We start from the raw sequence: 13,436 nt of genomic DNA, 5'->3' as shown, positions 1-13,436 counted from the left end.
CATTAGCGTTATTATTTTCAAAGAGCTAATGGTATCAAAATTTACTTCTGGACTTCATAAAGTTATTGTCATATTCGTTGGGCTAACGGCTCAACTCTTATGCTCTCAAACAAAAAGAGATACTCTTAAAGAGCAACACATTGTTCCTGTCACTATTTACAAAAAGAATTTTAAAGAAATTGTTTCGGCTCAAACCCTTTCTGGGGAACAATTAGAAAGGCTCAATAGCCAATCAGTTGCAGATGCGTTACGTTATTTTTCAGGCGTTCAGATTAAGGATTATGGAGGGATTGGAGGATTAAAAACGGTCAATATCCGAAGCATGGGTAGCCAGCACGTTGGTGTATTTTATGATGGAATTCAGCTGGGGAATGCACAAAATGGCGTAGTTGATTTAGGTAAATTTTCATTAGACGATATTGAGGAAATTTCATTGTATAACGGACAAAAAAGTGAAATTTTTCAGCCGGCTAAGGATTTCGGGTCATCCGGATCTATTTATATGCAGGCTAAAACTCCTGCTTTCAAAAATGGAAGAAAAACAAATGTCATTCTAAGGACTAAAAGTTCTTCAATTCAACTTTTCAATCCTTCATTTCGTTTAGAGCAAAAGATTTCAGATAAAATTTCAGCAAGCCTTAGTTCTGAATATTTACAAACTGATGGAATTTATAAATTCAGAGCAGGTAAAAAAATGCCTGATGGTTCAACAGCTTATGATACCATTGCTAAAAGATATGATTCTGATGTTACGGCAAAACGTTTTGAGACCAGTGTTAATGGAACTTTGAATGATGGTAATTGGAACGTAAGAGGGTATGGATATTTGTCTAATCGAGGAATTCCTGCAGCAATTGTTAATAACGGTTTTATACCGCGAGGTTCAAGATTAAAAGATGAAAATTATTTTATTCAGGGGCAGTTTAAAAAGAAGTTATTTCCAAAATTCGAAACTCAGTTTAAGGCAAAATTCGCGTATGATTATACAAGATATATGGATACTTTGAATGTTGAAAGTACTGCGTTGAGAATTGATAATACCTATATCCAACGAGAATTATATCTTTCTTCATCCAATTTATATTCAATTACTCCGAATTGGGATGTCAGTGCAAGCATGGATTTTCAGTATAATAATCTAGACGCTAATTTGGTTGATTTTTCTTATCCTACTCGCTATACTTCATTAGTTGCTTTTGCAACAACATATCAATGGAACCGTTTTAAGATTCTTGGGAGTGTGTTAGGAACATTTATTCATGAGAATGTTGAGAACAATTCAAAATCTCCGGATAAAACTGAGTGGACACCTTCTGTCTTTGCAAGCTACCAGCCATTTCAATCTAATGATTTTACGATTAGGGCTTTTTATAAAAGAATTTTCAGAATGCCTACTTTCAATGATTTGTATTATTCAATGATTGGAAATACTTTCTTAAAACCAGAATTCACCAATCAATATGATCTTGGTTTTACCTACCAAAAACTTTATACCAATCAAAATTTCAGCAAACTTTATTTAAAAGTAGATGGTTATTATAATGTTGTGGAAAATAAAATTGTAGCAATGCCCACTGCTAATCTTTTCCGATGGACAATGACTAATCTAGGCAATGTAAAAATTATAGGTGCTGATATAAACCTTCAGGCAGAAATAAATTTTGGAGAGGTAAAATTGAAACCTTTGTTAAGTTATACCTATCAAAGTGCTCGGGATTTTACTGATCCTAGTGAATCTTATTATGGAGATCAAATTCCTTATATCCCTTGGAATGCCGGAACTTTTACGATGATGGCAGATTATCATAATTGGAGTTTTAATTATAGCTGTATGTATGTAGGAGAACGCTACGATGGCCAGCTAAATAATATTCAATACAATTATATCCAACCTTGGTATACGCATGACCTCTCCATTCAGAGAAGGTTTGAATGGAATTCGCATCAATTTAAAACCAGTTTTGAAGTCAATAATATTTTTAATCAAAACTATGAAGTGGTAAGGAATTATCCGATGCCCGGAAGAAACTTTAAACTTATTGTAAGTTTTACATTATGAGAAAAATAAACTTTTATCTATTAGCTTTTACATTGCTTTTTCTGTTCTCTTGCAGAACTGATGATGTAGTTGTTCCTGAGGAACGCGAAACGCTTGCTCAGCCTGAAAATACAGCAATCAAAGGCTTTTATATGTTGAATGAAGGAAATATGGGAAGTAACAAATCTACCCTAGATTTCTTTGATTATACAACGGGAACTTATCGCAGAAATATCTATGCAGAAACGAATCCTAATGTAGTAAAAGAATTAGGAGATGTAGGAAATGATATTATGGTCTATGGAAGTAAGCTATACGCTGTTATTAATGTTTCTAATAAGATTGAAGTGATGGATGCTAAGACGGCGAAACGTATAAAAACGATTCAGTTGCAGAATTGCCGTTATCTGAGCTTTAAAGGAAATAAAATTTACGCAAGTAGCTATGCGGGTCCTGTTTCTTTAGACCCCAACTCGCCTCCAGGGAAAGTGGTAGAAATTGATACTACTTCGCTTTCTATCCAGAGAGAAGTAGTTGTTGGCTATCAGCCTGAAGAAATGGCAATCGTTGGAAATAAACTTTTTGTAGCTAACTCCGGAGGATATAAATTTCCCAATTATGATAAAACAGTTTCGGTGATTGATCTTACCACTTTTACAGAGACAAAAAAAATAGACGTTGCCATTAACCTTCACCGTCTGCAAAAAGATAATTACGGAGATCTGTATGTGAGTTCTAGAGGAGATTATTATACCATTCCTTCCAGTTTATTTTTGCTAGATGCTGCTACGGGAATTGTGAAAAAAGATTTTCATGTCGCGGTAAGTGGAATGACTATCGTGAATGACAAATTGTACTATTACGGAAATGAATTTAATTACAATACGCATACTTATACCAAAACTTTTGGAATTATTGATGTGAAGACCGAACAGGTTATTTCCAATAAAATTATTCCTCAGGAATATGTAGATGCCATCAAAGCACCTTATGGAATTGCCGTAAATCCAATTACAGAAGATATTTATATTACCGATGCCAGAAATTATGTGGCTACAGGATTTGTATACTGTTTTGACAAGAATGGTCAATTCAAATGGAAAACCGAAGGCGGGAATATCCCTGCTCATTTTGCTTTTTTATATAAATAAATTGAACTCAAAATATGGAAAGAAATACTTTTAAAATTGTAAGAACTGTATGGTTTGCTTTTCTTCTTATAGGAGTTATAGGTTGTAAAAGTGAACATGATGAAGAGGTAAATAATGATAACTCTTCTTTTGAAGGTTTGAAAGAAGCATATACTGTTGATCGTTTCAAAGTTTTAAACATTGCTCCAAAGATTAATGGAAAAGTAACATGGAGTATTAATGATTCTATTATTTCTGAAAATTCGGAACTAGATTTTATCAGTCCGGTTATAAAAACGTATCCATTACAATTAAAAATTGAGAATAACGGAACTGTACAAACCTATAATTCTTCAATAATTGTTAAACATGAAACGGGAACTTACAGTAAATACATCTCAGATGTTTTAGACTACCGTCCTGCTGTGGGGCAATTTATGAATGAAATTCCCGAATATGATCCTGGAAATACAGTTGGGCAAATGCTTCAGAAAGTAAAGTCCTATTTAGTGGGGTCCAATAGCTTTCCTGTTTCATTAGGAGGGTATGGTGGTTATGTTGTGGTTGGTTTTGATCATACGATTCCAAACTTGAAGGGTAATGATTTCAAAATCCTTGGAAATGCATTTTGGGCAAGTGAGGCTATTGAAAATCGCTCGGGATCATGTGAACCGGGAATTATTTTGGTGGCTTATGATAAAAATAAAAACGGAAAACCTGATGATAATGAATGGTATGAGATTGCAGGAAGTGAATATTTTAAAAATACGACCGTTAAAAATTATAACATTACTTATTTCAAGCCTAATGAAAATAAACCACCTGTTTCCGGAAATGAACCTTGGGAATATGATGTAGAATATATTAAATGGCAGGATAATCTTGGAAATTCGGGATATAAAACAAAAAACAGTTTTAATGCGAATAACAGTTATTATCCCTTATGGATTACAGATCCTTCTTACAGTTTTACAGGAACGAAAATAAAGAATAATTTTTATGACCAAAGTGGAAACGGAACCTATTGGGTAGGAAAGTCGTATGCTTTTGGCTATGCAGATAATGCACCCAATAATGATGAAGCTTCCAATATCGATATCTCTTGGGCGGTTGATAAAAACGGTAATTATGTAAAACTACCTGGAATAGATTTTATAAAAGTTTATACAGGAGTTAATCAGGAAGCAGGATGGCTAGGGGAGGTTTCCACAGAAGTAGCGGGAGCTTACGATTTACATCTTAAATAAAATTCAACAATACTTTTAAAATTAAATAAAAATGAAAAAGTTTTATCTTTTTACAATGCTTTTGCTGTTTGCATTTATTACGAATGCGCAGGTAAAAGTACAGGGAGTACCCCGAAATGATATTCAAAACCTTAATACCCAAAATCAAACGAACACAGCGTTAACGTTTGCTGATGTACAATATTGGGTAGGAACAGGAACAAACGAAGCTGCTTTTGTAGTGCAATGGAATGACGGAAAAAATCCTGATGCATTAGTTTGGGGATTCAGATGGAACGGAAATGCAACAGGTGAAGATATGTTGAAAGCTATTGCAAAAGCAGATCATAGATTTTTCTCTTTGCTATATCAGGGAACACAGTTCGGAACAGCAGTTGGAGGTCTTGGTTTCGATCTAAATGGGGTAAATTCAAATGGACTTTACAACTCAGGAAACCTTACTTACCCTCTTTATCCAGTAAACGGAATTATAAACTCTACATCTTATGATTTTGATCAATACACTGCAATAGATGCAGCTGATCACTGGTCTTCAGGATGGACAACCAATGGATTCTGGTCATATTGGACAAAAGATCCGGCCGATCAGGATTTCGGGTTTTCATCAGTAGGAGCAAGTACAAGAGCATTAGAAAATGGTTCTTGGGATGTTTGGAATTTTAATGTATCATTTAATGATTCCCCAATTTCTTCTACCATGACGCCGGTTACACCTTATGTACCCTTAACGAGCTTTACAAATGGCTATTTTATGGTGAATGAAGATTGGTTTAGCCATACCAATGGTTCTGTAAATTTCATAGATAATAACGGAAATATTAATTATCGTGTATACAGCAATGTAAATAACAATGAGGCTTTTGGAGCAACTACCCAATTTGGAACAATTTACGGAGATAAATTCTATTTCATTTCAAAGCAAGCTGCTGACGGTGGAGATCATCAATATACACCAGGAGGAAGATTAGTTATTGCGAATGCTCAGACCATGCAGAAAATAGCAGGTTTTAATACCATTGGAGCTGCAGGAGATGGAAGATCATTCCTTGGAGTGAATGAACATACAGGATATATAGGAGGAAGTACAGGAATTGTTCTGTTCAATATAGACAATTTGCAAGTAGGAAATTTAGTTGCCGGAACCAGTGGAAAAGGGCAGATTGGAAATATGATCCGTACTTCTCAATATGTTTTTGTGGTAACACAAACTGGAGGGATTTTGGTTATTAATCCTAATACCCATACGGTAATCAATACCATTCCGGGATCTTTTTATTCTATAGTACAGGCTAAAGACGGAAGCGTTTGGGCTATTCAGCAGCAGAAGCTTATTAATATTAATCCTACAACTTTTGCAACAACAGAATATCCTATTCCTACTACAAAATACATTGGAGATTGGGGAGCATGGTATGCAGGAAGACTTACCTACAGTAATCAGCAGAACGCATTATATTGGATTAATTCTATCAATGCTTTTTCGGCGGGAAGCCAGATTGTAAAATTTGATGTAACGGCTAAAACATTTAATGAAACCTTTGCTTCTATTCCAGGACAAGGGGGTACATTCAGACAAATTCCTTATGGAGCAGCTTTACGTATTAATCCTGTTACCGATGAATTGATATTAAATACAACAGAAAGTGGAGGGTTAGCACACTTTCAGAAAAATTGGATTCATACATTTAGTAATACAGGAACTTTAACCAATACAAAAACGCTAAATGATTATTATTGGTTCCCTTCAGTTGCGGTTTTCCCGGATGCTAATGCTCCTGTTGTAAGCAATACATTCCCTTCTCAGGTGTCTGTGAATACGGTAACTACAATTGATTTGAAAACAGTAATTTCTGATGAAGATAATTTATCATCAGCTATTGTTAAGTCTATTAAATCTAACAGCAATACTGCTATACTTTCTGCCGTGATTAATCTGAATGACGAATTGGTTCTTACATCTCAAGGGACAGGAACTGCAGATATCGTTTTAAGCTTTAATTCAAATGGTAAAGTAATTGATAAAACGCTTACAGTAAATAGCACTACTTCTACTTTGGCTACAGCTGAGGTTAAAAAAATAGAATTAGGTATTTATCCAAATCCTACATCAGATGTTTTAAATATTAAAACACAAGAGAAAATTGTAAGTGCTGTGATCTTTGATCTTTCTGGAAAGATGATTAATGCTCCAATCAATAATGGACAAATCAATGTAAGCACACTTACAAAAGGAATGTATATTCTAAAAGTGGTAACTGATAAAGCAGTGTACCAACAGAAATTTATTAAGAATTAGTTATTCTAAATAATAATTTATAATTAGATTGAAGCCTCTGCCATTATATTATGGTGGAGGCTTTTTAATTGATTGATACCCAGAGAGTATTGTTTTCTTGGTTTTTATTTTTTAAATTGCATAGTATTCTATTTACCAAATCTTAAATCGCTTTTTTATGGAAAAAAACAAATCCAGCTTTCAAGAGAAATCTTTTCTTATGAAAGCTATTATTGCATGCAGAAGTAATGATTTGCTTAATACAAATCTTTCCTTTGATTTGAAAAAACTGTTGGTTGTTTTTATGATTTTCCTTTTTGGGATTACATCAGTTTTTGGACAAAATATTGGTCATAGAGATGGTGCTTCTATCACTTTAAGAGCACAAATTGCACCGCCAGCTTTGCTTGATTATGTTCAGCCGCCATGTCCTGGAGAGGGTTATCTTTGGACGCCTGGATATTGGGGTTGGAACTCGAATGATTATTATTGGGTTCCTGGAGTTTGGGTTTTACCACCCTCAGTAAATGTATTATGGACACCGGGATATTGGGGCTTCTATGATAATTTTTACGGATGGAATCCTGGATATTGGGGTCCACAGGTAGGATATTATGGTGGAATTAATTATGGATTTGGATATTTTGGATCCGGTTTCTATGGTGGAAGATGGGAAGGTGGCCGCTTTATGTATAATACTTCGGTTTGGCATGTAGGCAGGAATATACACAATACATACATTAATAAAGTAGATTTTGCTCATAATGGAAATCGTGCGAGTTTTAACGGAGGCCAAGGAGTACGTTACGAACCCAATAAGGATGAAATGAATGGGATGCATGATAATCGTATTCCGGCAAGTAGAGAGCAAATGGAGCATGAAAAAAATATGGGTAATGAAGTGGGACAATTTCACAACACTAACCCAAGACCTGCTATTCATAGTATGAATATGTTTGGCGGAAAAGGATTTGATGAGCGAGGAAGAGAGATGAAAATGGGAGGTGGCAATAGAGGAGAAGGAGGTAGAGGAAGAAGATAGGTAATTTGAAAAGGATTTGACTCTCTAATTTAAAATAATAAAAGCCCTTTGCTAATTAGTAAAGGGCTTTTTGTATCAATAATAATGTAAGTTATTTTGTTTTTTTTGTTCCTTGAATATTGGGTAAAAATGCGGTGATAATACCAATTAAAGGTAAGAATGCACAGATTTTAAAGACATACTCAATACTGGTGTCATCTGCAACAGCCCCTAGTACAGCAGAGCCAATTCCTCCCATTCCGAACATGAAACCGAAAAATAAACCGGCTACTAAGCCAATTTTATCAGGCATAAGATCTGTTGCATATACTAAGATGGCAGAAAATGCTGAGGCAATAATTAACCCGATTAGAACAGCAAATACAATTGTCCATACCAATGATAGATAAGGAAGACATAATGTAAACGGAGCAGCTCCTAAAATAGATACCCAGATAATTTTCTTTCTGCCATATTTATCTCCTAATTTTCCTCCCAAAATTGTTCCTACTGCTACAGCTGCAAGAAACATAAATAAATATAACTGAGAATCTTGTACAGAAACATGAAATTTATCGATCAGGAAAAATGTAAAGTAATTCGTCATTGAGGCCAGATAGATGTACTTGGAAAATACCAAAGCTAACAAAATGCTAACCGAGAATAATACCTTTTTTCTTGACAACTGAATATTGATTACTACATCAGAATGCTTGGTAGATTTTTGAATAGATAATCTTTCAGCGTACCAATTTCCGATTCTCCATAGCAGGATAATACCAATAAATGCCGCAATGGCGAACAATCCTACATACCCCTGACCTAACGGAAGAACTATTAATGCGACCAATAATGGACCGATAGCACTTCCTGAATTTCCTCCTACCTGAAAAATAGATTGGGCAAGCCCTTTCTGTCCACCAGATGCAAGTTGAGCAACTCGGGAAGCTTCAGGATGAAAAACCGATGATCCCATACCGATTAATGCTACCGAGATTAGTATCATATAATACTCATGAGCAGATGCCAAAAGCAATAGGCCGGCCATTGATAATCCCATTCCGATGGCCAACGATCTTGGGTTTGGTTTCTTATCAGTATAAATACCAACAAACGGCTGTAGTATAGATGCCGTAAGCTGAAATACTAAAGTAATAATACCAATTTGAGCAAAAGATAATGTGAATTCTCCTTTTAGAATTGGATATAATGAAGGGATGGTAGATTGAATCAGGTCATTTAAAAAATGCGAGAAACTGATCATAAATAAAATAGGATAAACAATTTTACTGTTATCAATTGTTTTTGTTTGTACGTCTTCCATAGAATTGTAATTTGAAATTCATCTTGTCATCTGATGAATTTGATTGTTGTTTTACTTGACTGTAATTTTTTTAAAATAAATTTTCAACAATTTTTTGAGCGATAATTGATGCTTCTTCTGAATTTCTTTTTTCTATACTCCTATAAAGATCGGCATGTATATTTTGTGAGATCTTAAAAGAATCTGTGTTATTGTTGTTATTAATCTCAAAAGTTTTTAGAATATTCTTGCTTGCTACTTTATAAATTTCTTTTAAAAGTGTATTGCCACAAGCTTCAGCTATTGCTATATGAAAATTTAAATCTGCCAGATAGCATTCCTGCGCTTGGTTTTCTTCAGCAAGTTTACCTCTTAGATCTAAATAAAGTTTAATGGTTTCTAAATCTTTCTTCGTATGATTCATCGCTGCTTTTGCGGCAATCTTTGAATCCAAAAGTGATCGTACTTCAAGTACTTCCTCAATTTCTGCTTTACTGATTTGAGTTTCTAAAGATTCCTGGATATTTTTAGAAACCACAAATGTTCCCACGCCTTGTTGTACGCTCAGGATTCCATTAATAGATAATATTTTTATAGCCTCACGAATGCTGGAGCGTCCAACCCCATAAATTTTCATGAGCTCAGGTTCAATCGGGAGCTTTTCACCAATAGTATATTCATCATTGGTGATTTCTTCAATCAGTCTATCTGCAACTTCTTGTGCTAATGTTTTTCTTTGAATGTGTGACATATCATCTTATCATCTGATGAATGCAAAGATATGACTTATATTGTAGAATTTTACAATTTCATTAATGAAAAGTAAATATTTTTATTCTACGGAAATACTGATTATTTCAGCTTTTTTAAATATTGATAGAAATCTTTATATAAAAACATTAAATAAGTAGACTGGTCTATCTGTTTTTTTATTTACCTTTGTTGAAGATTAATAGAATTGGATGCCTTTATGGTGTCCGAATAGAATAAAATAATTATTTAAAAATGGCCAAAGAATCTGCAGTACGTGAAAGAATTCTCGATGTTACATCTCAATTGTTTGCTAAACAAGGGTATAATTCCACAGGGATTAACCAGATTATTTCTGAGGCAGAAATTGCAAGGGCTTCATTATATAATCATTTTCCATCGAAAACAGATCTTTTGCATGCCTATGTTGAGAGAAAGGATGAAAATTGGTTTAAAGAATTGGATAGCTTCCTTAAAAAGCATAAAGATCCAAAACAAAGAATTCTAGGAATATTTGATTTTAGAATTACACGTCAGATAGAAGAACATTTTGGTGGTTGCCCTTTTGTTAAAGTAAGCACAGAAATTTCTGCAGATGAATTAAAAGCATTTCAACTGGTTCGGAATCATAAAGAAAGGCTAAGGAATTATATCAGTAGCTTAGTATCACAAATCAAAATTACACAACAACTATTAAATGCAGATATGCTTTCTGAAACCATTTATTTGTTAATGGAAGGAGCAACAGTCAGCGTTAATATTAATAAACAAAAAGAAGCATTATCAACCGCTAAAGAGATTGTACAGCAATTGCTAGTGTAGAATATCTTATTTTGATATGATAAAAAATTTGCCACAAAAACAGATAGATTAGTCTATTCAATTATTAAATAAATAACAATTAAAATTTTAATTATGCCACTTATTACCATTACTTCCTTAAAAGGAAGAACAGCAGAAGAAAAACAAAAAATAGGCGAAGCTGTACATGCAGCTATCGTGGAAGGGGGTGTACCACCTACAGATCGTTTCCAAAGATTTCTAGATTTGGAACCCGAAAATTTCCTGTACGATAAATATTATCCAAACCTGGAAAATGGTCGTACTGAAAATTTTGTAATTATTGAAATCTTACTTTCGGTTGGGCGCAGTGTCAAAGTAAAACGTAAAATTCTGGAAACTCTGATTACTAAGTTACAAGACCTATCATTTAATCCTGAAGACGTTTTTGTTTCTTTCCAGGAAACAGCTTGGGAAAACTGGTCATTTGCAAAGGGTGAAATATTGCATGCTTAGATATTTTATTAATATAATTAATTGATCAAAATGAAGAAATATATTCTAGCATTTCTATTTCTCATTGCTTTGGTTTCTTGTTCGAAATCTAAGCCTGAAAGTAATAAGCAAGAAAAATTAAGCCTGAGAAATGGTGCAGGTAAATTAGAACAAGTATTTGCTGATAGTACTTACCAGCTGACGGGTGTAGCGATATCTCCCGATAGACGATTGTTTGTGAACTATCCTTACTGGATGGATAAACATAGCTATTCTGTTGTAGAAGTTGGAAAGGATGGAAAAGCAAAACCATATCCTGATGCAGCTTGGAATAGTTTTAAAAAAGGAGAAGACGGACAGAATAAATTTGTCTGCGTTCAGGCAGTATTTGCTGATGAAAAAGGCTATTTGTGGGTTGTTGATGCTGCTGGTATTGGTCTTTCTGAAGTCTATAGGAAAAGTAATAAGCTTATTCAGATAGATTTAAAAAGCAATAAAATTAAAAGGATTTACAGGTTTCCGGAAAATGTTGCTGGGCGGGATAGTTATATCAATGATATTCGGGTTGATAATAAAAACGGTTTTGCGTACATGACCAGTTCAGCGAATGGCGGGATTGTTATTCTGAATATTAATACTGGTGAATCAAGATTAGTACTTCATAATCATTATTCGACCTTATCTGATCCCGATTATCATTTCAAAATGAACAATAAAGAAATGAAAAATGATAAAGGGGAGGTAAAGATTAATTCTGATGGTATAGCGCTGACACCGGATAAAGTTTGGCTTTATTACAAATCACTTACCGATAATAATCTTTATAGGATAAATACAAGTCTTCTACGAAACTTTAAAATATCAGAAAAAACAATTGAGGATAAAGTTGAAGATCTAGGCAAATTTGTAGCAACAGATGGAATGGAGTTCGACAAGGATGGAAACCTTTATATGGGTGATCTTGAACATTCCAGTATTATAAAAATAAGGCCGGATAATAAAATGACGACTTTGGTACAGGATACCGATAAACTTAGCTGGCCAGACAGCTATAGTATTTCTGAAGATGGCTATCTCTATATATCTTGTTCTCAAATTCATCAAATGCCATTTTTCAATAACGGTCAGAATTTAACCAAATTACCATACAAGGTATTCAGATTAAAAATAAAATAATAAATATAACTGATTCCTATAGGTTGAGAATAATCTATGTTAATAAGAGGGTAGAGAACCCAATTATGTAAAGTTTCTAAATTAATTCATCTTTAAATTTTATAAATATGCCAAAAAAAATATTACTGGTATTGACAAGTCATGCCCAGTTCGGTAGCACAGGAAAGCCTACCGGTTATTATTTACCTGAAGCTTCTATTTCAGCAAAAATCATTAGTGATGCTGGCTATGAAATAGATTTCGTTAGCCCGCAGGGGGGAATTGCTCCTTTTGTTACAGGCAATGAGCTTGAACCTGCTGATGATTGGTTTCTGAATAATAGCGATGTTCAATATAAAGTTAATCATACACTTAAGCCCAGCGAAGTAGATATTGATCTGTATAATGTTATTTATTATATCGGTGGGCATGGTACCGTATGGGATTTCAAGGATAATCACGAACTACAGGAAATCACCAGGAAGATTTGGGAAAATAAAGGTATTGTAGCCGGAGTATGTCACGGTTCAATCGGACTTATCAACGTGAAATTATCTGATGGGAGCTATTTGATTCATGGTAAAAAGATTGCCTCATTCAGTAATGCCGAGGAAGAAGCTGAAGGTGGAGTAGGAGTTGTACCATTTTTTGTAGCAGATGAGCTAGCTGCTCATGGAGGAATATTATCTCATGCTGCCCTTTGGGAAGAAAATGTGATCACTGATGGTAACTTCATTACCGGACAAAATCCAGAATCAGCAAAAGGAGTATCTCAAGAAATAGTTAAATTATTAAAATATAAGTAAACAAAAATTATGGTTGAGGCTTTTTTATCAAGACCTATTTACTGACCATTTGAATATGGAAGCACATTCAGTGGTATATAAATGTTTCCAGATTAAATTAAAGCGCATTTCGATGTGCTTTTTTTATTTTAAAAGTAACATCCTATCATCTAATTAAGAGTTTCAATTTTTTAATATGTAAGATAGAGATATCTTGAATTATTTAGAAAAACTATGTCTGGATCTTTCAATGCCAAAATAAAAAACTTCAGATTACAACTTAGAGGTGTGCGAGATAAATCGTTTTTGGATCAGTCTCAAAAGTTGGGGAGAAAATAAAAAATGCTATTTTTGTATAATGCTAAATGATGCCGAACTGCTTAAATTATTTTTACCTGAACTGTTGATTGAATATTTTGAGATTGTAAAATTTGAAGAAGAAAACCAAATTCTACAT

11 protein-coding genes are annotated in these 13,436 nt (G+C 34.0%); 9 read left to right on the top strand and 2 right to left on the bottom strand.

Translation table 11 applies throughout. From position 1 onward, the window contains the following. Positions 1-28 precede the first annotated feature (28 nt). From BUB80_RS18355 to BUB80_RS18335, 5 genes are all read left to right on the top strand, one after another. A complete protein-coding gene (locus tag BUB80_RS18355; protein WP_073296048.1) occupies positions 29-2,059 on the top strand; it encodes a TonB-dependent receptor plug domain-containing protein in 2,031 nt (676 codons plus the stop codon). Then, positions 2,056-3,189: a YncE family protein gene (locus tag BUB80_RS18350; protein WP_073296046.1), complete on the top strand. Its 1,134-nt coding sequence runs from the start codon at positions 2,056-2,058 to the stop codon at positions 3,187-3,189. Before BUB80_RS18355 ends, BUB80_RS18350 begins: the two co-directional genes overlap by 4 nt. A gap of 14 nt (positions 3,190-3,203) precedes the next feature. Continuing rightward, complete coding sequence (locus BUB80_RS18345) at positions 3,204-4,415, top strand: cell surface protein (protein ID WP_073296043.1); 1,212 nt, start codon at positions 3,204-3,206, stop codon at positions 4,413-4,415. Positions 4,416-4,446: 31 nt separating this feature from the next. Continuing rightward, complete coding sequence (locus tag BUB80_RS18340; protein ID WP_073296040.1) at positions 4,447-6,711, top strand: DUF5074 domain-containing protein; 2,265 nt, start codon at positions 4,447-4,449, stop codon at positions 6,709-6,711. A 157-nt stretch (positions 6,712-6,868) separates the two neighbouring features. Continuing rightward, positions 6,869-7,732: a YXWGXW repeat-containing protein gene (locus tag BUB80_RS18335; RefSeq protein ID WP_073296037.1), complete on the top strand. Its 864-nt coding sequence runs from the start codon at positions 6,869-6,871 to the stop codon at positions 7,730-7,732. A 91-nt stretch (positions 7,733-7,823) separates the two neighbouring features. Here the strand turns inward: BUB80_RS18335 and BUB80_RS18330 are convergent, their stop codons facing one another. Together BUB80_RS18330 and BUB80_RS18325 are read right to left on the bottom strand one after the other, a co-directional pair. Further along, a complete protein-coding gene (locus BUB80_RS18330) occupies positions 7,824-9,035 on the bottom strand; it encodes an MFS transporter (RefSeq protein ID WP_073296034.1) in 1,212 nt (403 codons plus the stop codon). Between the two features lie 70 nt (positions 9,036-9,105). Next, entirely contained in the window at positions 9,106-9,765 is a 660-nt protein-coding gene (locus tag BUB80_RS18325) for a FadR/GntR family transcriptional regulator (RefSeq protein WP_073296031.1), read from the bottom strand. Between the two features lie 254 nt (positions 9,766-10,019). Here BUB80_RS18325 and BUB80_RS18320 point away from each other — a divergent pair, with 254 nt between their 5' ends. The 4 genes from BUB80_RS18320 to BUB80_RS18305 all read left to right on the top strand — a co-directional run bounded on the left by BUB80_RS18320 (position 10,020) and on the right by BUB80_RS18305 (position 13,000). Then, positions 10,020-10,586 (top strand): TetR/AcrR family transcriptional regulator, encoded by a 567-nt coding sequence (locus tag BUB80_RS18320; protein WP_073296029.1) that lies wholly within the window; start codon positions 10,020-10,022, stop codon positions 10,584-10,586. Between the two features lie 93 nt (positions 10,587-10,679). Beyond that, positions 10,680-11,060, top strand: coding sequence for a tautomerase family protein (locus BUB80_RS18315; protein ID WP_073296027.1), 381 nt, complete (start codon positions 10,680-10,682; stop codon positions 11,058-11,060). A 30-nt stretch (positions 11,061-11,090) separates the two neighbouring features. Next, complete coding sequence (locus BUB80_RS18310) at positions 11,091-12,215, top strand: L-dopachrome tautomerase-related protein (RefSeq protein ID WP_073296024.1); 1,125 nt, start codon at positions 11,091-11,093, stop codon at positions 12,213-12,215. A 107-nt stretch (positions 12,216-12,322) separates the two neighbouring features. Beyond that, on the top strand, positions 12,323-13,000 hold the full coding sequence (locus BUB80_RS18305) for a type 1 glutamine amidotransferase domain-containing protein (protein WP_073296022.1): 678 nt from the start codon (positions 12,323-12,325) through the stop codon (positions 12,998-13,000). Positions 13,001-13,436: the final 436 nt, after the last annotated feature.

The organism is Chryseobacterium polytrichastri, assembly GCF_900142445.1.
Taxonomy (GTDB): domain Bacteria; phylum Bacteroidota; class Bacteroidia; order Flavobacteriales; family Weeksellaceae; genus Chryseobacterium; species Chryseobacterium polytrichastri.
Note: the sequence above shows the minus strand (reverse complement) of the source record. Positions and strands in the feature narration are given on the sequence as shown.